The 26,021-nt window shown below is 33.3% G+C and carries 24 protein-coding genes and 1 riboswitch; of the genes, 15 read left to right on the top strand and 9 right to left on the bottom strand.

The window, feature by feature from the left end; genetic code table 11:
• Nucleotides 1–4: 4 nt before the first annotated feature.
• The 9 genes from OXQ85_RS05780 (at nucleotide 5) to OXQ85_RS05740 (ending at nucleotide 8,877) form a co-directional block, all read left to right on the top strand.
• Nucleotides 5–1,420, top strand: a complete 1,416-nt coding sequence (locus OXQ85_RS05780) for a leucyl aminopeptidase family protein (RefSeq protein ID WP_267402873.1) — start codon at nucleotides 5–7, stop codon at nucleotides 1,418–1,420.
• 141 nt (nucleotides 1,421–1,561) lie between these two features.
• Nucleotides 1,562–2,773 (top strand): ATPase, encoded by a 1,212-nt coding sequence (locus OXQ85_RS05775; protein ID WP_267402872.1) that lies wholly within the window; start codon nucleotides 1,562–1,564, stop codon nucleotides 2,771–2,773.
• 33 nt (nucleotides 2,774–2,806) lie between these two features.
• Nucleotides 2,807–3,520: an alpha/beta hydrolase-fold protein gene (locus OXQ85_RS05770; protein WP_267402871.1), complete on the top strand. Its 714-nt coding sequence runs from the start codon at nucleotides 2,807–2,809 to the stop codon at nucleotides 3,518–3,520.
• Between the two features lie 51 nt (nucleotides 3,521–3,571).
• Nucleotides 3,572–4,528 (top strand): hypothetical protein, encoded by a 957-nt coding sequence (locus OXQ85_RS05765; protein WP_267402870.1) that lies wholly within the window; start codon nucleotides 3,572–3,574, stop codon nucleotides 4,526–4,528.
• 31 nt (nucleotides 4,529–4,559) lie between these two features.
• A complete protein-coding gene (locus OXQ85_RS05760; RefSeq protein WP_267402869.1) occupies nucleotides 4,560–5,678 on the top strand; it encodes a carboxylate-amine ligase in 1,119 nt (372 codons plus the stop codon).
• 34 nt (nucleotides 5,679–5,712) lie between these two features.
• Complete coding sequence (locus OXQ85_RS05755) at nucleotides 5,713–6,522, top strand: GMP synthase (RefSeq protein ID WP_267402868.1); 810 nt, start codon at nucleotides 5,713–5,715, stop codon at nucleotides 6,520–6,522.
• A gap of 198 nt (nucleotides 6,523–6,720) precedes the next feature.
• Entirely contained in the window at nucleotides 6,721–7,905 is a 1,185-nt protein-coding gene (locus OXQ85_RS05750; protein WP_267402867.1) for a hypothetical protein, read from the top strand.
• Nucleotides 7,906–7,909: 4 nt separating this feature from the next.
• Nucleotides 7,910–8,497: a hypothetical protein gene (locus tag OXQ85_RS05745; RefSeq protein WP_267402866.1), complete on the top strand. Its 588-nt coding sequence runs from the start codon at nucleotides 7,910–7,912 to the stop codon at nucleotides 8,495–8,497.
• 143 nt (nucleotides 8,498–8,640) lie between these two features.
• The gene (locus tag OXQ85_RS05740; RefSeq protein WP_267402865.1) at nucleotides 8,641–8,877 is read left to right on the top strand and encodes a YtxH domain-containing protein; all 237 of its coding nucleotides are present in this window, start codon (nucleotides 8,641–8,643) and stop codon (nucleotides 8,875–8,877) included.
• Nucleotides 8,878–8,928: 51 nt separating this feature from the next.
• Here the strand turns inward: OXQ85_RS05740 and OXQ85_RS05735 are convergent, their stop codons facing one another.
• The 9 genes from OXQ85_RS05735 to OXQ85_RS05695 all read right to left on the bottom strand — a co-directional run bounded on the left by OXQ85_RS05735 (nucleotide 8,929) and on the right by OXQ85_RS05695 (nucleotide 16,635).
• Nucleotides 8,929–9,726, bottom strand: a complete 798-nt coding sequence (locus OXQ85_RS05735) for a class I SAM-dependent methyltransferase (protein WP_267402864.1) — start codon at nucleotides 9,724–9,726, stop codon at nucleotides 8,929–8,931.
• A gap of 17 nt (nucleotides 9,727–9,743) precedes the next feature.
• Nucleotides 9,744–10,673 carry a PH domain-containing protein gene (locus OXQ85_RS05730; protein WP_267402863.1) on the bottom strand — a complete coding sequence of 310 codons (930 nt, stop codon included), beginning with the start codon at nucleotides 10,671–10,673 and terminating at the stop codon, nucleotides 9,744–9,746.
• A 144-nt stretch (nucleotides 10,674–10,817) separates the two neighbouring features.
• Nucleotides 10,818–12,185, bottom strand: coding sequence for a histidine--tRNA ligase (hisS, locus tag OXQ85_RS05725; RefSeq protein ID WP_267402862.1), 1,368 nt, complete (start codon nucleotides 12,183–12,185; stop codon nucleotides 10,818–10,820).
• A 184-nt stretch (nucleotides 12,186–12,369) separates the two neighbouring features.
• On the bottom strand, nucleotides 12,370–12,822 hold the full coding sequence (locus OXQ85_RS05720; RefSeq protein ID WP_267402861.1) for an HRDC domain-containing protein: 453 nt from the start codon (nucleotides 12,820–12,822) through the stop codon (nucleotides 12,370–12,372).
• Between the two features lie 18 nt (nucleotides 12,823–12,840).
• Complete coding sequence (gene ssb, locus OXQ85_RS05715) at nucleotides 12,841–13,173, bottom strand: single-stranded DNA-binding protein (protein ID WP_267402860.1); 333 nt, start codon at nucleotides 13,171–13,173, stop codon at nucleotides 12,841–12,843.
• A gap of 234 nt (nucleotides 13,174–13,407) precedes the next feature.
• Nucleotides 13,408–14,448 carry a hypothetical protein gene (locus tag OXQ85_RS05710; protein WP_267402859.1) on the bottom strand — a complete coding sequence of 347 codons (1,041 nt, stop codon included), beginning with the start codon at nucleotides 14,446–14,448 and terminating at the stop codon, nucleotides 13,408–13,410.
• Nucleotides 14,435–15,034: a nicotinamide riboside transporter PnuC gene (pnuC, locus tag OXQ85_RS05705; protein WP_267402858.1), complete on the bottom strand. Its 600-nt coding sequence runs from the start codon at nucleotides 15,032–15,034 to the stop codon at nucleotides 14,435–14,437. The genes OXQ85_RS05710 and pnuC overlap by 14 nt, the downstream gene beginning before the upstream one ends.
• Before the next feature lie 24 nt (nucleotides 15,035–15,058).
• Nucleotides 15,059–15,165: riboswitch (TPP riboswitch) on the bottom strand.
• Nucleotides 15,166–15,295: 130 nt separating this feature from the next.
• The gene (locus OXQ85_RS05700) at nucleotides 15,296–15,607 is read right to left on the bottom strand and encodes an EthD family reductase (protein WP_267402857.1); all 312 of its coding nucleotides are present in this window, start codon (nucleotides 15,605–15,607) and stop codon (nucleotides 15,296–15,298) included.
• A 2-nt stretch (nucleotides 15,608–15,609) separates the two neighbouring features.
• Nucleotides 15,610–16,635, bottom strand: coding sequence for a methyltransferase (locus OXQ85_RS05695; protein ID WP_267402856.1), 1,026 nt, complete (start codon nucleotides 16,633–16,635; stop codon nucleotides 15,610–15,612).
• 112 nt (nucleotides 16,636–16,747) lie between these two features.
• Between OXQ85_RS05695 and OXQ85_RS05690 the strand changes: the two genes are divergently transcribed.
• From OXQ85_RS05690 to nudK, 6 genes are read left to right on the top strand one after another with little or no spacing between them, the layout of a single operon-like run.
• Complete coding sequence (locus OXQ85_RS05690) at nucleotides 16,748–22,807, top strand: non-ribosomal peptide synthetase (protein ID WP_267402855.1); 6,060 nt, start codon at nucleotides 16,748–16,750, stop codon at nucleotides 22,805–22,807.
• Entirely contained in the window at nucleotides 22,808–23,449 is a 642-nt protein-coding gene (locus OXQ85_RS05685; RefSeq protein WP_267402854.1) for a 4'-phosphopantetheinyl transferase superfamily protein, read from the top strand.
• A gap of 59 nt (nucleotides 23,450–23,508) precedes the next feature.
• Nucleotides 23,509–24,111 carry an HPP family protein gene (locus OXQ85_RS05680; RefSeq protein WP_267402853.1) on the top strand — a complete coding sequence of 201 codons (603 nt, stop codon included), beginning with the start codon at nucleotides 23,509–23,511 and terminating at the stop codon, nucleotides 24,109–24,111.
• 6 nt (nucleotides 24,112–24,117) lie between these two features.
• Nucleotides 24,118–24,462, top strand: a complete 345-nt coding sequence (locus OXQ85_RS05675; RefSeq protein WP_267402852.1) for a hypothetical protein — start codon at nucleotides 24,118–24,120, stop codon at nucleotides 24,460–24,462.
• A gap of 27 nt (nucleotides 24,463–24,489) precedes the next feature.
• The gene (locus OXQ85_RS05670) at nucleotides 24,490–25,401 is read left to right on the top strand and encodes a TIGR01777 family oxidoreductase (protein WP_267402851.1); all 912 of its coding nucleotides are present in this window, start codon (nucleotides 24,490–24,492) and stop codon (nucleotides 25,399–25,401) included.
• Between the two features lie 26 nt (nucleotides 25,402–25,427).
• A complete protein-coding gene (gene nudK / locus OXQ85_RS05665) occupies nucleotides 25,428–26,009 on the top strand; it encodes a GDP-mannose pyrophosphatase NudK (protein ID WP_267402850.1) in 582 nt (193 codons plus the stop codon).
• Nucleotides 26,010–26,021: the final 12 nt, after the last annotated feature.

Raw genomic sequence — 26,021 nt, 5'->3', positions numbered from 1 at the left:
CACTATGAAGCTAATTAACACAAAAAATAAAAACTATACTCAGGTTTTTCACATCTTTACTGAAGAAGAGTGGTCAAAAACAAGTAAAAATTTCAATAAAAACATTGCCAATTTCTTTACGGGAAAAAAGCATGAAATTTTCGTAAATGCCCATGAAGAAGGAATTACTTACTTTATAGGTTTAGGAAAATCGACTTTACAAAATTTCGAAATTCAGCAGGTTGCCGTAAAATTTTCTCAAACACAAAAAGAAAAAATTCATGCGGTTCCGACTTTGTTTTTTGCGGATTTTATGAATGAAAAACAATTTGAAGAATTCGCAAAAGGTTTGTTGATTGGAACTTACCATTACCCTTTTGAAAAAAATCATCCTGTTTGGGATTCTAAATTTGAGCTTCATTTTGAGAATTTAAGTCAGAAAAAATTAGACAATATCAGTCGAAAAGCTGAAGCGCTAAGCAATGGACAAATTGTCTGTCAGGAATGGCTAAACAAACCAGCAAATCTTAAAAAGCCGGATACTTTAAGCTTATATTTAAAAAATTTAGCTAAAAAATACGATTTAAAATATACTGCTTTCAACAGAAAAAAATGCGAAGAACTTGGCTTGGGAGCTTATCTATCGGTAAATCAAGGAAGTGCTTATGATGCGGCTTTCACCATTTTAGAATATAAAACAACAGCAAAAAATGCTAAAACTTTTGGCTTAGTCGGAAAATGTGTTTTATTTGACACAGGCGGAATTTCATTGAAAAATCCTGATAATATGCACTATATGAAATCGGATATGGGTGGCGCAACAGCTGTTTTGGGAACTTTAATTTATGCTGCAGAAATGGAACTTCCGGTAAATATTATCGCTATTTTGCCGATTACGGATAATGCTATTTCTGAAAACGCTTTTCTTCCAAGCGATGTGATCACAGCTTATAACGGAAAAACAATTGAAGTTCTGAATACCGATGCGGAGGGCAGAATGATCTTAGCAGACGGGCTTTCTTATATGGCTAAAAACTTCAAAACAGATTTCATAATCGACTTGGCAACCTTAACGGGAAGTTCTGTGAGAATGTTCGGAGATACTTGTGGTGCAATGTTTTCGAATGATGAAGAATTAAAAAATCTTTTAATAAAAACCGGCGACAAGACCAATCAAAGACTTTGGAATCTTCCGCTTTGGGATGTTTGGAGCAATGATATTCAATCGGACGTGGCTGATTTAAAAAATATTTCAATGAAACCTATTGGAGATTGCATTGTTGCTGCAAAATTTTTAGAACAATTTATTGAAGATCATCCAAAATGGGCGCATTTGGACATTGCGGGAGTCGCTTTCGGAAGTGTGGGTTATGCTAAAGAAAAGGCTGCAACCGGCTTCGGAGTGCAATTATTAGCAGATTTAATTGAAAATTATCACTAAAAATTAGTTTATTTCAAAAATTCTCTGTATAATTGATATAGAAATTTTCAAAAACACATTATAATTAAGTTTTTAACATTAACTAATTAACAAAGATTTAATTTTATTTTTGAAAATTCATAAAAACATAAAAAACATTATATGGAGAAGAAAACAATAGTATGTATTTCGTGCTATTATAAGGGCTATGACTTCATGGACGAAATGAAGCAGCTTGGCAATAAAATAATCTTAGTAACATCCGAAAATCTTAAAGAAAAAGACTGGCCTTGGCATGCCATTGATGAGGTATTTTACATGCCTGAGGTAAAACCTTCCGTTTGGAATTTAGATCATCTTATTCAGGGATTTTCATTTTTAATGCAAACCAGAAAGGTTGATGCGGTGATTGCTTTGGATGATTACGATGTGGAAAAAGCCGCTCTTATCCGCGAATCATTCAGAATTCCGGGGATGGGACAAACTACGCACAGATATTTCCGAGATAAACTGGCCATGCGACAGAAAGCAAAAAGTTCGGGTATTAATGTTCCTGAATTTACGGCCGTATTTAACAATGATGAGGTTAATGATTTTGTTGAAAAAGTTCCCGCGCCTTGGGTATTGAAACCCCGTTCGGAAGCTTCTGCATCAGGAATAAAAAAATTGACCTCAAAATATGATCTTTGGGAAGCGTTGAATGCGCTGGGTGAAGAACGTCATTTGTTCCTTTTGGAAAGCTTCAAACCTGGCGATGTTTATCATGTTGACAGTTTAACATTCAATAAAGAAATTGTTTTTACTTCTGCTTCAAAATATTTAGCTCCCCCGATGCAGGTTTCGCACGAAGGCGGTGTTTTCAGAACCAAAACGCTGGGACGATATTCTGATGAATTTAAAGCTTTGGAAGATGCTAATGAAAAAGTTCTTTCTAATTTCGGATTGATGAACGGAGCAACCCACACAGAGTTTATCCGCAGCAAAGAAGATGGAAAATATTATTTTCTGGAAACATCATCACGAGTTGGCGGCGCTCATATTCCTGATTTGGTGGAAGCTTCAAGCAATATTAATATCTGGAGGGAATGGGCAAAAATAGAAGATGCTTTGTTAAGAGGAAATAATTATGAAATTTCTAAACCTACAGAATATTATTCAGGATTAATTATTGCTTTAATTAAGGATAAAGAGCCTAATTACAGTGAGTTTGAAAGCGAAGAAGTCGTAAAATTTTTACCTATTGATTACCATGTTGGAATCGTTTACAAATCAAATGATTCTACCGTGGTTCAGGAAAAATTAGATAAAGCAGCAGAAAAAATTCATGCTGAAATGCTGAATATTCTACCTCCGAAAAGCAAACCGACGAGTTAAAAAATATCAATTAAAAACCAAATAAGAAGAAAAATGCCGCACATAGAGCATACAGACTATTATTCACATATATTAGGAACAAGCCTTAAAGTGGAGGTTACGGGACACTATGGTTATCCAATTGTTATGTTTCCCACTTCCCAAGGTCAATACACCCAAAACAATGATTTTCATTTAAATGGAAGCATCAATTGGTTTGTTGAACAGGGAAAAGTTAAACTTTATAATATCCAAACGATTGACGGCTGGAGTTTTTATGATGACAATATTTCTCCACAGCAAAGAATCAGAAATTACGAAAAATATGTTCAGTTTTTGATCAAAGAGTTTATTCCTTACATTCAGAAAATTCATAAAGTGCACCGTGTGGCAGTGGCTGGAGCTAGTTTTGGCGGTTATCACGCGGCAAATTTTGCATTCAGATTTCCCGATGTGGTTTCGCATTTATTCTGCCTGTCCGGTGCATTCAGCATAAGAAACTTTATGGATGGATATTCTGACGAACTGGTTTATTTTAACTGCCCCAGAGAATTTGTGAAAAATGATGAAGCTTGGAAATATAAGCACATGCACATTGTTTTAAGCACTTCCGATCAGGATATTTGTAAAGATAAAAATATCGAAATGGCAGAAATTTTAAGTTCAAAAGGAATTGATTTCTGGTATGACGAAAGAAAGTGGATCAATCATGACTGGCCGCTTTGGAGAATGGTTTTCCCAACATTTATCGGAGCATTCTTCTCTTAAAAATTTTAATTAAAATCAAATATTAATATAAAAACATTTAAAAATACAATTATGGCAAAAAAAGTTGGAATTCTATTCGGTATGGAAGATACATTTCCTTGGGCGTTTATAGACAAGGTAAATGAATTAGGCGGAGGAGAAATCATCGCAGAACCCGTAAACATCGACAAGCTTGAGCAAGGTGCAGATTACGAGTATGCAGTAATTATCGACAGAATTTCGCAGGACGTTCCTTTCTATAGAGCTTATCTTAAAAATGCAGCATTAAACGGAACTTACGTCATCAACAACCCTTTTTGGTGGAGTGCAGACGAAAAGTTCTTCAACAATGCTTTAATGACAAAACTAGGAATCCCTCTTCCAAAAACGGTTTTGCTTCCTTCGCATGAAAGACCTACCGACACTTCAGAAACTTCTTTCAGAAATTTAAAATTCCCGCATGACTGGGATTATATTTTCGAATATGTAGGCTTTCCTGCTTATATGAAGCCTCATGATGGCGGTGGTTGGAAAAACGTTTACAGAGTAGAAAGTCCGGATGATCTTTGGAGCAAATTAAGTGAAACAGGCCAGTTGGTGATGATGGTTCAGGAAGAAATCGTGTTTGATGACTATTATAGAGTATATTGTTTAGGTCAGAAATACGTTCATATCATGCCTTATGAACCGAGAAATGCGCACCACTTGAGATATGCAACAACACATCAGACACAAGGTGAAGAATTGGAAAAGCTATTAAAGACCATTCATGATTATACGATTAAAATGAATAAGGCGCTTGGTTACGATTTCAACACGGTTGAATTTGCCATAAGAGACGGAATTCCTTATGCGATCGACTTCTGTAATCCAGCTCCTGATGCAGACAGAAACTCTGTAGGTGAAGAAAATTTCGCATGGATCGTAGAACATTCAGCAAAATTAGCGATTGAAAAAGCGAAGGAATATGTAAAAGGTAAACCTAATATCTCTTGGGGAACTTTTGTAAAAGATTCCGTAAAAAAATAAAAACGTAGAAAAACATAAAAGCACAAAGAAAATGCATCAATTTACCATTGGAATCGAAGAAGAATATCAGATTATTGATGTTGAAAGCAGAGACTTAATATCTCATGTTTCTAAAATAATTGAAGGGGGAAAAGCCGTTTTAAGTGAAAATTTAAAGCACGAGATGCACGAATCCATGATTGAAATGGAAACAGGCATTTGCCAGAATATTCAGGAAGCAAGAGCGGAGCTCACCAATTTAAGAAGGCATTTAATAAAAATTGCTCACGAACAAGGACTTAGAGTTTCCGGAGGCGGAACACACCCTTTTTCAAACTGGGAGCACAACACCATTACCAACGGCGAACGTTACAATAAAATCGTAGACGATATGGGCGATGTTGCCCGTGGAAACCTTATTTTTGGCTTACACGTTCACATAGGGATTCCTAATCGTGAAGAAGGGGTAAGAATTCAGAATGTGATGAGGTATTTTCTGCCGCACGTTTATGCGTTATCAACGAATTCTCCATTTTGGATCGGAAGAAATACTGGTTTTAAATCTTACAGACAGGAAATTTTCGTTAAATTTCCAAGAACCGGGATTCCGAGTTTCTTTAATTCATTAGCAGAATTCGACAGTTATGTTGATCTTTTAGTGAAAACAGGAACTATTGATAATGCCAAGAAAATCTGGTGGGATTTGCGGGTTCATCCGTTCTACCCTACCATTGAATTCAGGATTTGTGATATGCCGCTGAGAATCGATGAAACTGTTTGTATGGCTGCGATTATGCAGGCTTTGGTAGCTAAAATTTATAAACTTCATCAGCAGAATTTAAGTTTCAGAAGCTACCGAAGATTATTATTGAATGAAAATAAATGGCGTGCTTCCAAAAGCGGAATTGAAGCTCATTTGATCGATTTTGGTAAAGAAGAATCTGTGCCTTATCCTGATTTATTGAAAGAGTTATTAGAGTTTATCGATGATGTTGTGGATGATTTAGGATGTCGTGAGGAAGTGGAATATGCCTGGAAAATTTTAGAAAATGGAACGGGAGCCGACAGACAACTTCAGATCTACAGAGAGACAGGCGATCTAACGAAAGTAGTTGATTATATGATCTCTGAAACAGAATATGGCATTACACATGGCGAAACCGCTTCGTAATTTTTTGGTAACTTTGCAGAAAATATGAAGCAGTATGAATGATATTAGAATCGCTTTGCTAGACATGAATAATAATCAGGTCAATCAAGGCTTTAAAAATATAAGAGAAATTTCCGAAGTTTTTCAGCAGAATTCTGAAGAAAATGTAAGCATCAAAACTTTTGATGTAAGATTTAAGAATGAAATTCCCAATATTGAGGATTTTGATATCTTTATTTCTTCGGGAGGTCCCGGAGATCCTCACAGAGAAGGGCTTGAATGGGAAGATCAATTTGCTAATTTTTTAGATTCAGTTTTTGAGCACAATAAAAATCATGATGATAAAAAATATTTGTTTTTGATTTGTCACTCGTTTCAATTGGCGAGCATTCACTGGAAACTGGGAAATATCTGCAAGAGAAAATCTTATTCCTTCGGAGTAATGCCGATTCATAAAACTGAAGAAGGCGAACAGGAATTTTTATTTAAAAATCTTCCAGATCCTTTCTATGCCGTAGATTCAAGAGCATTTCAGTTCATTGAACCAGATCATGAGCGCATGGATGAATTAGGAATGAAAATCGTTGCTATCGAGAAAGAACGCCCGCATATTAATCTGGAAAGAGCTATTATGGCGGTTCGTTTTTCAGAAGAAATTTTCGGGACACAATTCCATCCGGAAGCTAATCCAGAAGGTATGATTGAAAACCTGAAAGACGAGAAAAATAAAGAAGCCATGATCGAAAATTTCGGAATGGAAAAATATCTTGAAACCGTCGACAGAATGGATGACGAGGACAAAATTGTCTTAACTCAGGCACAAATTCTTCCAAGATTTTTGCAATTTGTAAAAAAAACTTGTTGAAGCAAGCTGAAGCTTTAGTTTAAATTAATATATATGCTTCGACATGTTCAGCATGATATTTCTAATACTAATATTAAGTGTTTTTATTAGAATTAAATTATCGCAATATCATGCTGAGCGTAGTTGAAGCATAAAAATAATTAATCACAGAATCGGGCAAAAACTGTCCGATTTTTTAAAATCACAAAGAAAAAGAATATGATCTCAAAATACAGAAAACAGTTTAATAAAGAATTTTCACAGGAAAAATATGAACAGTTTAAAGAAATTTTAAATAAAAAAAGTGGAATTCCGCCAGGTTTTAGAATTTCAGAAAGTCCCATGATTCTTTCAAATGATTTTAAAAATAAACTGATAGAAGCGAGTGAAAGCATTATTGATCAGATCAAGGCTTTGCCGGAAGAAACCCTTCAAAAGGCGATTCCTGAAAACTGTTATGTTCCCAACGACACCAAACAACCTCATTTTTTCACCATTGATTTTGGAATCTGTAAAAATGAAGAAGGCGAAATTGTTCCTCAACTGATAGAATTACAAGCATTTCCGTCTCTTTATGCTTTTCAGAAAGTTTTAGAAGAAACCTTTTGTGAAGTATATCCTTTTCTGTCTGAAATCAGGAATAAAATGCCTCATGAAGAGTTTAAAAACTATCTTCAAGAAGTTTTTATAGGAAATGAAAATGTTGAAAACGTAGTTTTATTAGAAATTTACCCCGAAAAACAAAAAACAGCGATTGATTTTGCTTTGACTGAAAAATTATTGGGTATCAAAACTGTTTGTCTAACAAAAGTACAGAAAGAAGGAAGGAAATTATTCTATGAAAATGAAGGAAAACGAATAGAAATTAAACGAATTTATAATCGTGTAATATTTGATGAACTGGATCGTATTCCTGACTTAAAATTAGAATTCGATTTTCGTGAAGATGTTGATGTAAAATGGATTACGCATCCTAACTGGTTCTTTAAAATCTCAAAATATCTTTTGCCTTTATTGAATCATCAATACGTTCCTAAGAGTTATTTTTTACATGAATTTCCAGCAACCGAAAATCTTGAAAATTTTGTATTAAAACCATTATTTTCATTTGCAGGAAGCGGAGTAAATTTAAATCCGACGAAAGAAATTACAGATTCTATTGAAGACAAAGAAAATTATATTTTACAAAGAAAAGTAAATTACGAACCAATATTCGAGGATATTAACGGTGAATTTTCAAAAGCCGAGGTTCGTTTGTTGTATATTTGGCAAGAAAAAGATGAACGTCCTATCCTATTGGAAAATCTCGCAAGAATGACAAAAGCCGCTATGGTAAATGTAGATTTCAATAAAAAAGATGCAATTTGGATTGGTAGTTCTAATGCTTTTTTTACGGAAGAATAATTTTATGAACCAAATTTTCAGTTTTTATTTACTTCTTTTCACCACACTTTTATTTGCCCAAAAAGTTGAGACCAAATTTGTGATTGGAAGAGGTAAATTTATTTTTAATAAAGAATCTTATTTAATTCAGAAAAAAAAAGCTTTTGAAGCTATAAAATCCCAAAGAAGAAGCGACAGCATCAATAGCTTAAATAACGGAACTTCTTCCACCTTTATATCTTGTGGAATTGCTGATTATCCGAAATTTGATAGCATAACGGGTAGATTTAAACATAAATTAATCGAAAATGTGAAAATTTCGCCGAAAACAAAATTTGGAGAAAATATTTTCTGCTTAGTTCTCGACAAAAAAGGAAAAATACTTAAGTTTTATTCTGAGAAGACTGCTGATAAAAAGATTTTTAAGCAAGTAAAAAACATGGTTTTAAGTAAGGAATATGACAAATGGCAACCAGCCGATTTTTACGGAGTAAAAGTAGGTTACATTTTTAAATTTAAATTAATTATCGATAAAAACTTTGAAAATTACAGTCTAAAAAACGAATGGGCAAGATCCAACGACAGCAATTATAATGAATTTAAGAATACATAATTTTCATCTCTCTAAATTCGTAAATTTTGAAGCATTCAGTAAATTTTAACATTATTTTATAATTCCATTTAATTTTTTGGCACACATTTTACATGATTACTAATAACAAATTTTAATATTAATCACTTAAAAAAATAGAAATCATGGGAAACAAGACAAAAGGTTTATTAGCGCTAGTAGGTTTAGGAGCATTGGCATATTGGAAGTATAAAAACTCTTCTGCTGAAGAAAAACAAGCTGTAAAAGATAAAATAAATACAGCAAAAGACAATCTAAACAAATGGGGAAATGATCTGAAGGATAAGGCTAACAACGTTGCTTCCCAGGTTCAGGATAAAGTGGATGATGTGAAGAACAAAGCACAGGAAACCATCGGGTAAGACTAGTTTATTTTAACATTCATATATTTAAAAGTCATCGTAATTTTATAGTTACGATGACTTTTTTTGTGCTTTTATCGCAAATATTAAAGGAATTTTATTTCCAAACTGAGGAATTCGCCATTTTCCTTTTTCGAATTCATTTACATGTTTGAAGCATGGATAGGGTGACCAGTCAAATTCTTTAAAATTTTCTATTTCTAGATTATTTTGAATTAAATTATCAATTACATCAGCCAAAGAATGATTCCACATTACATAATCCTGAACAATATCGGCATTTTGATCTGCATAAGTTCCTTCATAGGTTTCTGTAATAGCCTTTTCATTGAAATAATTATACTTTACACCTTCGAAATCATCATCAAACATCCAAACGACAGGATGAAATTCTGCCATTATAAATTTTCCGTTAGGTTTTAGAAAATGATTGATAATTTTCGCCCATTTTTCTAAATCCGGAAGCCAGCCAATTGTTCCGTAACTTGTGAATACAATATCAAACTTTTGATCTAAAACATTTGGCAAATTGTACAAATCGGTGCAGATAAATTCAACATTTTTGCCAGTTTTCTGTGCTAAATCTTTTGCCGTTTCAATAGCTTTATCAGACAAATCAATTCCTGTAACTTTGGCTCCCATTCTCGATAGCGAAATAGAATCCTGACCAAAATGGCATTGCAAATGAAGAACTGTTTTACCTTTTATATCTCCCAAAAGCTCCAACTCGATAGAATTTAGAGAAGTTCTGCCTTTTAAAAATTCATCTACAAAATAGAAATCAGACTTCAAATGCGGCTCTACTTTGGCATTCCAAGAATTTTTGTTGATTTCGAGATAGTTTTCCATTGGTTTTTAGTTTTAAATTAAAGTCTTTCCAGTAATTTCTTTTTCTGTTCCGCAAATTCTTCTTCCGTCAAAACTCCCATTTCTCTTAGCTTGCCAAGCTTTTCCAATTGCTGGAAAATCACTTCTGCAGATTCTTTTTTTACATTTGAAGCAGCAGTTTGAGGTTTATGATAACTTTGTGGCTCAGGTGATTTCTGTGTGCCATAAAAACTATTTGCCGAAGCTTGATTTTGTGGTATATTTTGTGTTTGAGGTTTCTTTCGAACGTTTCTTATCGCATCGTCGAAATCTTTTGCAGCACTTTTATTATACAGTTTAAATTCAGCTACAGAACCAGAAACATTTAGTTTTAAACTTGAAGTCAGCAAACTTGAAGAATGGTCAATAGATGAAATTCTTTCTAAGATAAATTCGTTTTTATCAACACCACCAAAGAATTTTTTATCAAAGAAAATCACTCTTCGCTGTGTTGCAACCAACACACCTTCCAGATTGTTATACAAATATTTTCCTTCAGCAATAGCGATCAATCTTTCATCTTTATCTAAAATATTGACCAGTTCTTTAACTTCACTGTTCACAAAAATACTTAATCGGGCATTTAAACCTACAATCTGATCTTTAATTTCATCCAATCTTGAAGGAGCTTCCGGCCTATACTGATAACCACTTTCTCCTGAATTGGAAGCTAAATTTATATTTTGTTGAAAAGAAGAAATCTGAGAAACTTCGGGCTCTTCATAGATACCTAATTTGCCCTGAAGAAGAATTCCCCTAATCTCCGCTAAGTTGTAGGCGCTTAGATTATTGATTAATTCTTTATTCACATTCGTAGCCTCGTTAAGGCATTTATTACAAAGAATCTGACCATCGGAAAGTTTGTTTTCGCCCAAAAGTGTGTCCATAGACGTTAACGGATTTCCGCATAATGCACAAATAGTACTCATCTGGTTTTTATGTTTTATTAGTTTAAATAATTAATACTGTATTTTATTAATACAAATTGGTGCTCAATTTAATAATTTTTTTTAATTAAACTAAAAAGCACTATCGGGAAGATAATGCTTTTTAATTTTATATTTTATGAAAGATTACTTCAGAAACTCTTCTAAAGAAACCGTTTTCTGTTCTCCAGCTTCCAGATTTTTAAAAGTAACCGTTTTATTTTTCAATTCTTCTTCGCCTAAGAAAACCAAATTCTTAATTCCTTTCTTCTCGGCATACGTAAATTGTTTTCCAAGCTTTGCATTTTCAGGATACAATTCTGCAGAAATTCCTTTTTCTCTTAATTTTAAGATTAATTTTAAAGCTTCCACCGTTTCTTCACCTCCAAAATTAGCGAACAAATATTCGATTTTAGAAGTCGCTTCTTCAGGGAAAAGTCCTAATTCTTCCATGACAAGATAAATTCTGTCAAGCCCGAAAGAAATACCTATTCCCGGAATATTTTTCACTCCGAAAACTTCTGTAAGGTTATCATATCTTCCGCCACCGCCGATAGATCCCATCTGAACCTCATCTGCTTTCACTTCGAAAATAGCACCTGTATAATAATCTAAACCTCTTGCTAATGTAATATCAAAAACAAGATTTTTCATATCAACTCCAAGATTTAATGATTGAGTAAGAACAAATTCAAGCTCTTCAACGCCTTTTAAACCAATTTCATTTCCAACAAATTTCTCTTTCAACTGAAGAAGATTTTCCAGCGCATCATTGGACTGAGTGAATAAGAAATCCAGCTTATCAATCGAATCCTGAGAAATCCCTCTTTCCAATAATTCTTTTACAACACCTTCTTTGCCAATTTTATCAAGCTTGTCAAGAGCAACAGTAAAATCAATTAATTTATCTGTAATTCCAGCATATTCAGCCAATCCGGAAAGGATTTTTCTGTTATTTAAATGAATCGTAACCGGAACTTTTAAATCTGAAAATGATTTTAAATATAACTGAACCAAATCAATTTCCTGAAAAAGACTTTCGCTACCCACAACATCGGCATCACATTGATAAAACTCTCTGAATCTCCCTTTCTGAGGACGATCTGCTCTCCAAACCGGTTGAATTTGATAACGTTTATATGGAAATGTTAATTGACCATGATTCATCGCCACAAACCTCGCAAAAGGCACAGTAAGGTCGTAACGAAGAGCTTTATCTGTTAAATTATCTGAGCTAAATGGCTTATCTAAAGCTTTTTGAAAATCATTGAGCATCTGATTTTTTTTCTCTTCTTTAGCTTCATTAATACTTGAATTTAAGATTTTGAAGATCAATCGATCTCCTTCTTCTCCGTATTTTCCTGTTAATGTTGAAAGATTTTCAAAACTAGGTGTTTCTAATGGTTGAAATCCGAATAGTTCAAAATTTTTCTGTAAAATATTGATAATAAATCTTCTTCTTGAAACTTCTAATGCCGTAAAATCTCTCGTCCCTTTTGCTAAACTTGGCTTCATTATATTGTAATAAATGATAATTAATAATTGATAAGACTGCAAAAATAGTGAATTGAAAGGACTTTTAATCTAAATAAAAAAACCATAGAAAATTAATTCTATGGCTTCGGTATGTTTTTCAGCACTTGTGTCCTTGGTTGTTTTTATAAATATTTACGAATATAGTTAATTTTTGTTAAACTATTCAAATATTTTCTAATATATTTATTATTTCCATACCATAATTTTCTATTTTGTGTTTACCAAATCCTTTTATATCTAATAATTCTTCTTTTTTGGCTGGTTTATATTTTGCAACGGAAATCAACTCTTTATTGGTTGCAACAAAATAAATTGGCAAATTTTGCTCTTTCGCTCTATCTGAACGCCAAGATTTTAAGGCTTCTAAAATTTTAAGTTCATCAAAAGACAATTCTTCACTTTCGGCAGAGTATTTATTTGTTTTTGAATCTTTTACCGTATGTTGAGGTGATTTGGTTTCTCCAAAGTATAAAATTACAGACCAATAGTTTTCATCATTTACAAATGCTGTTTCTACATTCAGAATTTCGTGTGATTGTAAAAAATCGTCAAGCATTTTCTGATCAAGATGAAGAAATTCTTCACCTAATCGAATTTTAAAAATTTGTACTTTCATGGTTTGTGTTTTTACCCTTTATTTTCCGCCTAACAATAGAATTTCATCTACTTTTATTTCTGTTATATATCGTTTTACGCCATCTTTGTCATCATATGAACGATACATCAATTTTCCTTCAATCGCAATTTCTTTTCCTTTTGTGACATATTTTTGAAAAATCTCCGCCGTTTTACCAAATGCAACCAGCGAATGCCATTGCGTTTCCTCAACCTTTTCACCTTTTGCATTGATATAATGATCGTTGGTTGCTAAAGATACATTTGCCTTTACATTACCATTTTCAAAGCTGATCATTTCAACTTCTTTACCTGTGAACCCAATAAGGGATACCGAATTTCTTAGTGACATAATTTCTGTTTTTTTAAGATTATTACTCAGATAAGAGACGCTCACCGTTTTCTCAAATCTCTGATGCAAAGATTGTTGAACAGTAAAATTAAAGTCGGTTGTAAACTATTTAAATCCATTTGTAGTCGTTTGTAAATGAATTTTAAAACACATCAAAATAACAAAAGCTTCCTGATAGAAAGCTTTTACTGAAATTATATGTCGAATAAATTTTACTGAATTAAAAGTAAATTTTTAACCGTTTAAAACAGGAAATTCACCATCTTCCAAAGCAGGTCTGAAATTAGAATGCATTGTCGCGGTAAAAAAATCACTAAAAATCTGATAAATCGCAGAATCTGTATGCGTTGCTTTTATTCCTAACTGAATATAGATTTGAAGAATTTTATGCGATAAATCTTCCACTACAAAAGTTCCAAATTGATGAATTTCGGATTGCTTTTCAGAAGAAATTATCTCTGAATTGTTTAAAGTGAATTCAATATCATCAGCAAAATTCAACGTTTTCTGTAGTTTTTCTTTAATTAAATTATGAAACGGATCTAAATTAAGATTTGGTCTGATAACATTCGCTTCTTCTAAAAAATGTGACGCTATACCTAAATAATTAACCAATAAAGTAAGATCCGCAAAAATTCTAAACGGAATCCTGTCTAAAGCATCATTGGTGAAAAATTCATCATAAATAAAACTATACTCTTCCGAAACTTTCACATTATTTACCTTAAAAGAATACGTTCCGGTAGCTTTCATCCCCATCGATTTCCAGGTGGGAATAATTTCAGCATCATTTTTAGAAATAATAAATGATCGGATAATTTCTTCACTATTTTCATCCAAAATTGACTGTCCGTTTTCTGTAAGTTTTGCATTTAAAGTAAAATGACTTAAATGTGGCGCGCCCGTTGCAAAATGCCAAAGTCCGTTGATTAGATAAATTCCGTCATCTTGTTTTTCTGCGGTTCCGTCGATCATTCCGCTTCCTCCGAAGCAGGTTTTAGAATTACTGAAAAGTTCTTTAGCAATAGTTGGCTTTAAGTTTCTTGAAAAAAAATTGGCTCCAGCGCATAAAGTGAGCATCCAGCCTAAGCTTCCGTCTGTTTTTGCCCATTCAAATAATAAAGATAAACCTTCCCCAAAACGATAGCCTAAACCGCCATATATTTTCGGAACCCAAACCTGAAGCAACCTTTGTTCGTGGATACAATTTATTATTGAATCCGAAACTTTTGTGACTCCTAACATTTCTCTTCTGATTTCACTAACTGTAAGCATCAACTTTCTTTTGATTTAAAATTTTTCTCCATTCCATATAAGCTGAAACCGCGACGATAAATAAAAAAGCCGTCAAAACCGCATAGAGATACAAATCTTTGTGAATCATCAACGGAATTGAAATAATATTGCTGATATTCAGTAAAATCCAGTTTTCAATTTTTCGTCTTGCCATCAGCCACATTCCAGCCCACGCAAAAGCGCTCACTAATGAATCCCAAATCGGCACATCAGAATCTGTATAGTGCGTCAGAAAAAACCAGAAAATTCCAAAAGTTGCCACTACAATTCCTACAGAAATCAGTTTTTCCGAATTTGTGGTTGAGGAAATGGCAGTTTCTTTATGCTGTTTTCCAAATTTCCAATATAACCATCCGTAAATGCTCATTACGAGGTAATAGAGATTTAAAGTAAATTCTGCATACAATCTCGACACAATCATAACATAAAGTGTCAGCAAAATTCCTGCGATCCCAAAAAGATAATTGTTTGAATTGTTTTTTCGAGCCAATAAAACCTGCACTACCGAAAATAAAACCCCGAACCATTCTGCCCAGGTTGTTTGTTGTAAAATGTCCTGCATCAAATTAACTTATATAAATTAAATGATGAGATGATAAATCAAAATCCCTACGTCGGCATTACCCGAATCAGGTGTGGAAGCCAGTTCCCGGGTATCATCTCAGCCGCTAAAACAAGCACCCCCCCATTGAGGGATCAAAGTTGATGCTTTTTTCTGAGAATAAAAAATCAATGATCATAATTTAGCTGAAATAATAAAAATAGCTTCTGAAAATATTTAGATTTGTATTTCAGAAGCCATTAGAGTAATAAAGTTAATTTAAATTTAAGTGAAGTTCTGCCAAACTATTACTTTACTGATTTGAATGACAGCTTTTACATTCGTATAGTGTACAGCGTCTTCTTCAAGGATTGTTTTATTAGGCAAAAAACAATTGTAAAAATGCTCGATTTCTTCGAAAAAAAGATGTCCAATAACTTTGTAAACAGAATCGGAAGATTCGGATTTCTCAATTCCGATCCCTTTCAAATAATTTCCAAAAACAGATTTTGATAAAGCTAAATGCTTTTCGGTATAGTATTCCATGTCAAACCAATCATTGTGTTTCACAGGATAAAATATGGTAATTTTAAACATATCTATACTTTTTCACATTCTACAATGCTAGAAATTTCTGTATTAGTTTGAATTAACTTTTTAAAAGTAAGCCCAGATTGCTCAACAAGATATTTAAATTCACTTAGAGTTCTCTCTTTTCCGGTTGTCATAGCCATTATATTAATATCCAACAACTTACCGGCATGAGGTTTATTTTCAGAATCATCAGGAATTACAGAATCTATGATTAATAATTTACTTCCGACAGGCATTGCTTTATAAATATTTTTTAAAATTCTGATTGATTCTTCATCGTTCCAATCATGTATTACCCATTTTGTCATATAAAGATCCTGATCAGCAGGAAGTTCTTCGAAAAAACTACCTCCCATTACCCTACATCTGTGTTTTATGTCGGGTGGAATTAAATTAACGGTTTGTTCCACTACATAAGGCTGATCAAAAACAATCCCGACGCTATCTGGTGCTGTGTCCAAGACGGCAAATAGTAGCGCTCCATTTCCACCGCCAATATCTGTAATCTTCTTATGGGGCTTGAAATCATAAACATCAATAATCGCTTTTAAAACTGCACCAGACATTCCCGCCATTGCTTTTGCTAAATTAGCTCCAGCTTCAGGATTTTGCTTATAATATTCCCATACCGGAATTCCATATGCATCGTCAAAAGGTACCTTTCCGGTTTTTACACCGTAAGTAAGATTTCCAAAAGCTTTGTAATGCTCTCCTAAATTTGCGAGTGCCCAAGGTTTTACTGATCCTGGGACATCCGACAGTAAAGTGCCCCCGAAATCATTCAGTACAAAAGTACCATCATTTTTTTCTTCAAAAATCCCGACGCTGGTAACCGCACGAAGCAAACGGTAAAGAGATTGTTTATCAGAATTGGTTTCCTTGGCCAATTCTTCTAAACTTTTAGAACCGCTAAGTAATTTTTCAGCAATGTCTAGTTGTGCAACAGAATGAATACAGCAGGCGATCCAATAGCCGCTGATCAATTCATACATCTTAAATGAGAGTTCTGGTTTTTTCGGTAGTTTTTTCATATTAATAATTATTGATACTAAAAATTCAACAATATGTGAAATTAATTATTTTTTTTATATAAATTTACTTTCATTAAAAAAATTTAAAACTAACCAACCAAATCGCAACAAAATGTTAACAAAAGACACAGACGTTTTATCGTTAATCGAGGATGCTGTAGAACTTAATCCCCAAAAAACAGCATTAGTGTATGAAAACTCAGCGATCACATTCGCCCAGCTAGGTATTAAATCTAATCAGTTGTCTAATTATTTGAAAAAGAGAGGTGTATTTACAGATGTTCCTCTTTGTTTCTGTCTGAATCAATCTATTGACAGAGTAATTGCCATGCTATCAATCTGGAAAGCCGGAGGAGCTTACGTTTCTATAGATCCTTTATATCCGGATCATCGATTGCAGCATATTTTGAATGATACCGACAGCCCCATTCTGATCACCACAAAAAAATATTCAGAAAAATTCAAATTTTATAAAGGCGAAATTATTCTTATCGATGAGCATCAAAAAGAAATTGAGAAAATGCCAAGCCAAAATTTTTATCCCGATATTTCCAATGGCCTGGCATATCTTGCATATACCTCAGGAAGCACCGGAATTCCTAAGGCGGTAATGGCAGAACATAAGGGCTTAGGAAACTTTGTGAGATATTTTGGCGAGATATTGGCTCCACAAAAAAATGATAGCGCCCTGAATATTTCTTCTTCGAATTTTGACGGAATCGTTCTCGATCTATGGGTTCCTTTATCTTTAGGAATTACTACCTTTCTCTATCCAGATAATAGAATTGTGGGAGAAGCGCTTCTTGATTATATCCGAAAAAATAATATTTCTGTTCTTCCCTATCTTCCTGTTTCTATCTTGGCCACTTTGCCTACAGATCAATCTATCGGAAATCTACGCAAAATTTTCACGGGAGGTGAAGCTCCAATTGCCAATGTCATTGAAGCTTGGAAAAAAAAGGTAGAACTCATCAATATGTATGGCCCTACTGAAACAACGGTTGTAGCTTGCACTTTTAAATTTGATGAAGAGCACCCTTTAAATACCATTGGAAAACCTTTGAATAACGTAGATTTTTATGTTTTAGATGAAGAAATGAAGATTTTACCTGTAAATGAAGTTGGTGAATTGTATATCGGAGGAATTCAGGTTTCCAGAGGATACTACAATCAACCGGAACTTACAATAGAAAGGTTTTTGCAAACAACAGATCCCGATGGCAAACCTGCAAGAATTTACAAAACCGGAGATCTTGTGCGAAGGCTGGAAGATGATACCATAGAATTTGTAGGAAGAGCCGACCAGCAAGTGAAAATAAGAGGATTTAGAGTAGAGCCTGCAGAAATTGAGGAAACTATAAAACGCGCTTATCTCGTTGAGAACTGTGTGATAATTATTCAGGAAGAATGTAATGAAAAACAAATGATCTGTTTTTATAAAAATAGTAAAGAAAAAGAAACGTTTCCTGAAGATCTTCGAAGCTATTTGTTTGAAAAACTACCTTCATACATGATTCCATCAAAGTTTATCGAAATTGATAATTTTCCGCTCACTGCTAACGGAAAAGTAGATAAGTACATTTTAAAAAATTTAGAAATACAAGAAGAAAAGCGAAAAAATTTCACGGCACCAAAAACTGAAACTCAACAACAATTAGCTCTTGTTTTTAGTGAAGTTTTAAAAATGAAAGTGATAGGAATTGATGATAATTTTTTCAAATTTGGAGGAAATTCTATTTTAGCTTATAAGTTAATTTCAAAGATCAGAAAAGAGCTTCAGTACCCTTTACAGACTTCCGACCTTTTTTTATATCCAACAATTAATGAACTAGAAAATTATATTCACAATCATGATTTTACTCCAAATAATGAAAAATTTTCCCTTTCGGAAGACAAACAACCTCAACTTTCAGTCCAACAGCAAAGCCTCTGGTTTCTAGATCAACTTCATGGTAGTACAACTTACAATGTAGGAGCATTATATCCGCTAAACAAACATACCAATATAGCAAAACTCGGATCTTCTATTCAGAAACTTCTTAAAAAACATGTTGTTTTAAGAACTATTATTGATGATAAAAATCCTCAGCCAACCACTATTGAACTTAGCGAAAACAACTGGCTGCTACAAACACTTCATCAAAGTGAAGATCTTCAGGAAATATTGCAGATTCCGTTTGATCTGCGAAGAGATTATATGCTTCGGGCTTATGTAATTTATGAAAACAATCAGCCCCACTCATTATTTTTAATAGTTCATCATATCGTTACAGATGGTTGGACAATGCCTTTAATTATTGATGAAATAAATACGATTTACAGCCAAAGCCAAGAAAACTGTGAATCATTCAATCTTATAAATTATCAAAAATATATCCAATGGCAATCACAGCAAAATCAAGAAAACGGGATAATTTTTTGGAAAAATTATCTTGATAATGTTCCGGTTTTACAGATTGCCCAAGATTTTAAAAAACAACAATCACATTCAGATTCCGGAAAGCAGTTTTGTTTTGAACTTGATGAACATTTAACAACAAAACTTCGAAAAATTTCAACAGAAAACTCAACTACTTTATACACTACCCTACTTTCTGCTTTTGGTTTGCTAATACAATATTACAGTGGCCAATCTGATATTTGTATCGGCAGTCCTTCCGCCAATCGCCCACATCAGTTTGATAAAACCATCGGATATTTTGCCAATATGCTTCCGATTCGTTTAAAAATTGAAGGAAATCCGACATTTTTAGATTTATTAAAACTGAACAGAGAAATGATTTCCGATATTTTCCAAAATGAAAGCATTCCTTTGGAAACGATTATCAGCCATGTTGTAAAAGATCGTTTCACAGGGCATAATCCGTTATTTCAACATGTTTTTGTGCTACAAAATCCTGTTGAAGAAACAGAAAATTCAGATCCTATAAATTCTTCTGAGGTTGAATGGATTTTTAATGGAAAAGCTAAATTTGATCTTCAATTTGAAGCCTTTCCAATTCATCAAAAGCTTATATTCAATATTGACTATTCTGATGTTTTATTTAAACAAAAAACAATTGCCGAGATGGCAAGAGCTTTTCAATATATTTTAGAATCCGTCTCAGAATTTCCTGATCAAAATATTGGAAGTATTGATATTTATTCTGTTATCAAAAATGATAAAAATGAATTCATCGAGATTTTTGAAACACCCAAAACCTTCATTCAGCTATTTGAAGATCAAGTAAAAAAATATCCTGACAAAACCGCTTTAATTTTCTCAGGAATGGGAATTTCATATCATGAATTAAATGAAAAATCTAGCAAAATTGCAGAAATTCTGATCGTAAAAGGAATAAAAAAAGGAGACTTTGTAGCATGCTTTCAGGATCAATCGATTGAAAGAATCATTAGTTTGCTTGGAATTATAAAAGCAGGAGCGGCTTATATACCCTTAGATACTGCTTATCCGTCCGAAAGAATCAATACGATTTTAAATGATACAGCAGCAAAAGTAGTTATCTCTTCGGAAAAATCTAAAAACACTGAAATTGCTGGAGATATTTCAGTTTTATTTATTGAGGACTTAATGAAAATATCTTTAGAAAACATCCGCGAAAGTTATTCAGACACCCATTCTGAAAATGATTTAGCTTATGTTATTCATACTTCGGGCACCACAGGAACGCCCAAAGGAGTTTTGATAGAACATCAATCTTTAGGGAATTTCATAACAGAATACGGTAAATTAATCAACATTACAACAGTAGATAGAACATTGCAATTTTCACCATACAATTTTGATGGTTCAGTCATCGACCTTTGGATTCCGCTAGCATACGGATCGACCGTTCATCTTTATCCAAACAACAAATTATTGGGAAAGCACTTGGCAGATTTTCTTTTGTTACACGAAATATCAGTGATCCCTTTTATATCTCCTTCTGTACTATCTACCATTCCTCAATGCATAGAATTTCCTTCATTAAAAACGATTGGAACGGGAGCCGAAGTATGCCCGACACAAGTAATTAACCATTGGAGAACAAAAATAAAGTTCATTAATATGTACGGACCAACAGAATGTACTGTCGCAGTAAATCAATTTATTTTTGATAATATTCATCCTGAAAATACAATTGGAACTGCCATAAAAAATATGCAATTATATGTTTTAGATCAATATCAGCGAAAACTTCCGAGTGGAGTGATTGGTGAATTGTATATTTCGGGTATTCAGCTATCCAGAGGATACTTAAACGAACCTGAATTAACGGCAGAAAAATTCATTAAAAACCCTTTTATTGATAATGAAAACAGCATATTCAGCAAAATGTATAAAACTGGCGATCAAATCAGAAGTCTTACAGATGGCATGCTGGAATATGTTGGAAGAGCAGACCATCAGGTAAAAATAAGAGGGTACCGTATTGAGCTTTCAGAAGTTGAAAATGCCATTTGCCACATTAAAGGGGTAGAAAAAGCTATTGTTCTTGTTCATTCCTATTCAGAATCTGTAAAATCTTTACGTGCTTTTATTGTTGGTAATATTGAAATTAATAGTATTAGAAATGAACTAAGTAAAAAACTTCCATCCTATATGATTCCGAATGAAATATATTTCACTGAAAATATTCCATTAAAATCAAATGGTAAAACAGATATTATATCTTTAAATGAGATTGCTGAAAAGTTTAAATCGGAAAATCAGGAAAATCAGGAAGAGCCTGCCAATGAGTACGAAAGAATAATTAAAGAAGTTTGGGTTGAGGTTCTTCAGCGCAATATCACCAATATGGAAGATGATTTTTTCTATTTGGGAGGTCATTCATTACTTTTAACAAAGCTTTATAATAGATTATACAAGCATTTCCCCAACAAACTTTCTCTTAGTGAACTGTACATCAATAGTTCCATCCGAAAATTAGCTCAACTAATCCAGGAAAGAGATCTTAATCCTGAAATTCAAGATTACGATTTGGGAGCCGACTCTCTAACTGAAGAAATAAAAAAAGATGCAACTATAGATCCCAATTACTTTCAATTTAACGTCACAGAAAAAGGAGACTTTGAAAACCCAAAAGCTATTCTTTTAACAGGCGTTACAGGTTTTGTTGGAGTTAATTTATTAATGGAATTATTGCAATCAAACGATGCTGATATTTACTTGCTCATTCGCGCTGAAGATGAAAACCATGCCAAAAGGCGTCTCTTTGAAACAATGGAAGATCAAATAATTTCAACAAGTTATGATGAGAAACGTGTAAAATTTTTAGCGGGCGATTTGGCAAAACCATATTTAGGTTTAGAACAAAGAATCTACACCATCCTCACACAAAAAATTGATATTGTTTATCATGCGGGAAGTTCTGTAAATTTTATTCAGCCTTACTCCTATATGAAATCTGCAAATGTAGATGCTTTACACACGATGATAAATTTTGTAACAACTCACAAATTAAAGCAATTGTCTCTTTTATCAACAGTTGGCGTTTTCAGCTGGGAACATTATTTCACAAAACCTACATTAATTAAAGAAAATACAGATACAACTTCCGCGTTAAAATATCTGAGTCGAGATATGGGCTATATCCAAAGCAAGTGGGTGATGGAGCAGGTTGCAAAAGAAGCTATAAAACAGGGAGTTCCTATTATTATTTTTAGGTTAGGATACGTTTTTTGTCATAGCTTAACGGGAGCCACTGCAAAATATCAGTGGTGGAGTTCATTGATAAAAACTTGCATTCAATTAAAATGTTATCCAATCCTTATCGACCAGAAAGAAGAGCTTACAATGGTAGATTTTGTCAGTAAATCTATTGCTTATATTTCAAGAAACCCTCAAGCAATCGGCGAAATATTTCATCTAAGTCCGGAACCTGAAGACAATATGACAGTTATGGATTTTTTTGAATTTTTACGAAGTGAATTGAATTTTGAGCTAAAACCGATCCCGTATCATGAATGGATGCAGCTTTGGGAAAATGATGAAAACAGCCCATTATATCCTCTTCTGAATTTATTTAAATTTAAAGCTTACGACAATAAAGCGATTATTGAGATTCATCAGAACACACCTGATTTTGATATTAGTAATACTAAAAAATTCCTTAGTGGAAGCAAGATTGACAATACTAAAATCAATAAAAATAACGTAGAAGCGTTCTGCAAATATTTAGGAATTCTCTAGATGAAAGTTAAAATATTTTATACCAGATTTAATTCCGGTGAAGAGACAGTCATTTTAAATCAATGGCTGTCTTTTCTTCCTATTGCGCTTCAGAATATCAATCATCAATTTATAAATAAGGAAGATAAAGTAAGAAATTTACTCGGAAAATTATTGCTAATAGAAGCCTTAAAAAAATCTAATCACCAATCTATTTCTCTTGAAAATATGAAGTTTAATAATTATCTTAAACCATATTTGTGTAATAATCTCGATTTCAGTATTAGCCATTCCGCAAATTATGTTTTTTGCGCCATTGGCGAAAATATAAAGCTGGGAATTGATATTGAAGAAATAAAATCAGTTGATTTTAATGATTTTGAAAATGTTATGAGCCAGTCAGAATGGTTTAAAATTAATACTTCACCCAACCCTTTTCAAAAATTCTTTGATTTCTGGACATTAAAGGAGTCTTTAATCAAAGCGGAAGGAAAAGGCTTTTTTGCTGATGTAAACAAAATTATTATTACAAAAAACAATATTATATATGAAAATAATACGTGGTTTTATCAAAAACTATACATTGATAAAAATTATTCCGGTCACCTTGTAACCAATCATTTTGATACAACAATCGAGATGATTTTTACAAGATTTATTTGATGCTAAAAGCCATTTGCAAACGGATAATTACGTACCTTTAGCATTAAATAAAAGTCATAATGAAGAAGACCTTAAAAAGGACGTTTAGAGTATCCAAATATGTAATTTATAAAGAAACACTGGTTGATTTTAAAGAACATTTTTGGTCATTTTTAGGTGCTTTTTTCGGGATAGGAATCATTGCATATCTACAGTCTCACAGCATATCGGCTACAGAAAATATTTTTTTGATTGGTTCATTTGGAGCATCGAGTGTTTTGATTTACGGAGCCATCCAAAGCCCGCTGGCTCAGCCGAGAAATTTGGTTGGCGGACATGTTATTTCGGCATTGGTCGGCGTTACAGTTTTTAAACTTGTACCAGAAATTATTTGGCTTTCTGCACCCTTAGCCGTTGCATTTTCAATTGTTTTAATGCAATATACGAAAACTTTACATCCGCCGGGAGGCGCTACAGCACTGATTGCGGTAAGTTCCACAGGAAAAATCCCCGAATTAGGATATTGGTACGTTGTTTCTCCGGTTCTTACAGGCTGCATTATTTTACTATTAATTGCCTTATTTTTTAATAATATTACTCCAAACAGAAGCTATCCAACGCATAGTCGGTTTAAAAAATTATTACAAAAGAAACATGCACATCCACACAAAATGAAAAAATAAAAATTTATGAATTGTCTCGAATGTGGCGAAAAAATTATTGGCAGATCAGATAAAAAATTCTGTAATGATGCCTGCCGAAACGCCTACAACAATAAGCAAAATAAGGATTCCAGCAATCTGATGCGGAATATCAATAATAAACTTCGGAAAAACTACAGAATTCTGAAGGAAATAAATGTTGACGGAAAGGCAAAAATTCTAAAATCTAAGCTAGATGGCTTAGGTTTTGATTTCGATTATTTCACAAATCTTAAAGTGTATAAAAACGGTTCTGAATACAAATTTATTTACGATTACGGCTATAAACTTTTAGAAGACGATTTTGTTTTGATTGTAAAAAATCAATTATAAAACACCATCACACTTAAAATTATCAATATGAAAGAAGTTGTTTTGATTACCGGAGCTGGGGGAATGATAGCCCGTGAACTCGCAAAAAAAATTGAAAACGAATACGAGGTTCGATTTTTAACCCGAAAAAAAAGACAAAACAACGATTATGAATGGGATATCAAGCAAGGAATAATTGATGAATCTGCATTCGATAATATTTCACATATTATTCATTTGGCCGGAGCCAATATTTCTGAAAAACGCTGGACTGATGAACGAAAAAAAGAGCTGATTTCCAGCCGTGTCGATTCTGCTCAACTTCTTTTAAACACTTTACAGAAAAAGAAAATCAAATTAAAATCTTTCATTTCTGCTTCTGGAATTAATTATTACGGAACAAAAACAACCGATAAAATTTTCACAGAAGAAGATGATCCCGGAAATGATTTTCTAAGTGAAGTTGTGGTTTTGTGGGAAAAAGCTGCCGATGATTTTAAAGAACAGAATTTAGCGGAAAGAGTTGTGAAAGTTCGCACTGCGGTGGTACTTTCAGAACAAGATGGAGCGTTGAAAAAAATGGCTCCCACCATTAAAAATTATATAGGATCACCTTTGGGAAGCGGAAAACAGTATATGCCCTGGATTCATATTGATGATATTTGCTCGATTTATGAATTTGCTTTAAAAAATTCAAATGTTAACGGAGCTTATAATGCGACTTCACCTCAGCATACTACTAACGAAAATTTAACCAAAAAAATTGCAGAAGTATTAGATAAACCTTTATTTATGCCGAATGTTCCAACCTTTGTATTAAAACTTATTTTCGGAGAACTGGCCGATGCTTTGCTGGAAGGTTCCAGAGCTTCATCACAGAAAATTCAGGATGCCGGCTTTCAGTTTAAATTTCCTGATTTGAAAAAGGCTTTGGAAAATTTATTACAAAAGAATTCATGAAATTATAATTCAGACAAAATAAATAGATGCAAAATAGTAACGTACATATTGAAAAGACAGAAATTTTATCAGACAACTGGTATACGTTGAAAAAAATAACTTTCAACATTCAAAGAAAAGACGGGACCACCGAAACTCAAAGCCGGGAAGCTTATGACAGAGGGAATGGTGCTGTCATTTTGTTGTATAACACAACTACAAAAAATATAGTTTTAACGAGACAATTCCGAATGCCTACTTACCTCAACGGAAATCCCTCAGGAATGCTGATCGAAGCGTGTGCAGGACTTTTAGATAACGATAATCCCGAAGATTGCATCAAAAGAGAAACCGAAGAAGAAACAGGTTATAAGATTTCTAAGGTTGAAAAAGTATTTGAAGCCTATATGTCGCCAGGTTCTGTAACGGAAATTCTTCACTTTTTTATTGCTGAATATTCTAATGATATGAAAGTGGCAGATGGTGGCGGACTGGAACATGAGGGTGAAAATATCGAAGTGCTGGAATTCTCTTTTGAAACTGCTTTACAAATGATCGATTCTGGGGAAATAAAGGATGCAAAAACAATTATGCTTATTCAACATATTCGCTTAAAAGGTATTTTATAATGAATTTTTCAA

It is taken from the genome of Chryseobacterium sp. GM_Chr_2 (genome assembly GCF_026540445.1).
In the GTDB taxonomy this organism is placed as follows: domain Bacteria; phylum Bacteroidota; class Bacteroidia; order Flavobacteriales; family Weeksellaceae; genus Chryseobacterium.
Note: the sequence above shows the minus strand (reverse complement) of the source record. Positions and strands in the feature narration are given on the sequence as shown.